Origin of the sequence: Vibrio sp. T9 (assembly GCF_003123985.1) — a bacterium.
Lineage (GTDB): Bacteria > Pseudomonadota > Gammaproteobacteria > Enterobacterales > Vibrionaceae > Vibrio > Vibrio diabolicus.
This window is the reverse complement of sequence record NZ_NIGY01000037.1, coordinates 1-767: the sequence shown is the minus strand read 5'-3', so window position 1 is coordinate 767 and position 767 is coordinate 1. Positions and strand designations below refer to the sequence as shown.

Here is a 767-nt window from a genome sequence, read left to right as displayed (position 1 = left end):
GTTAAACAACCAAAGTTGTCTCTCATTATTTGAATGAGCGAGAGACATTCGATTTTGCCGGACTCAAATTCCAAGAACACTTGAATGTGTTTTTAGTTGTATTCATAAATGAATACTTTGAGAACTTTACAAACAACAATAAATTGTTGTTTTGTCAGCTTTCCAAATTGTTAAAGAGCTAGATTTTCTGATGAAAACCATTTTTAAAGATTCTTTTTCAAGAACACTTAAAGATGGTGGAGCTATGCGGGATCGAACCGCAGACCTCCTGCGTGCAAGGCAGGCGCTCTCCCAGCTGAGCTATAGCCCCATCAAGGTGTCGATACTGTCGCCAATTCCTTGGGAAGGAAATTGGTGGGTCTGAGTGGACTCGAACCACCGACCTCTCGCTTATCAGGCGAACGCTCTAACCACCTGAGCTACAGACCCAGTATCGTCTCTTTACTTTATAAACCGTATCAATCTGTGTGAACACTCATCGCAATAATCATCGTATAAGGAGGTGATCCAGCGCCAGGTTCCCCTAGCGCTACCTTGTTACGACTTCACCCCAGTCATGAACCACAAAGTGGTAAGCGTCCCCCCGAAGGTTAAACTACCTACTTCTTTTGCAGCCCACTCCCATGGTGTGACGGGCGGTGTGTACAAGGCCCGGGAACGTATTCACCGTGGCATTCTGATCCACGATTACTAGCGATTCCGACTTCATGGAGTCGAGTTGCAGACTCCAATCCGGACTACGACGCACTTTTTGGGATTCGCTCACT

General features: G+C 45.9%; 2 tRNA genes and 1 rRNA gene. All 3 read right to left on the bottom strand.

Annotation, left to right across the window (positions count from 1 at the left end):
* Nucleotides 1-234: 234 nt before the first annotated feature.
* Nucleotides 235-310 (bottom strand) — tRNA-Ala (locus CBX98_RS25270).
* 42 nt (nucleotides 311-352) lie between these two features.
* Nucleotides 353-429: transfer RNA gene (locus CBX98_RS25265), tRNA-Ile, on the bottom strand.
* Between the two features lie 66 nt (nucleotides 430-495).
* Nucleotides 496-767 (bottom strand): 16S ribosomal RNA (locus CBX98_RS25260); the annotation flags it as partial.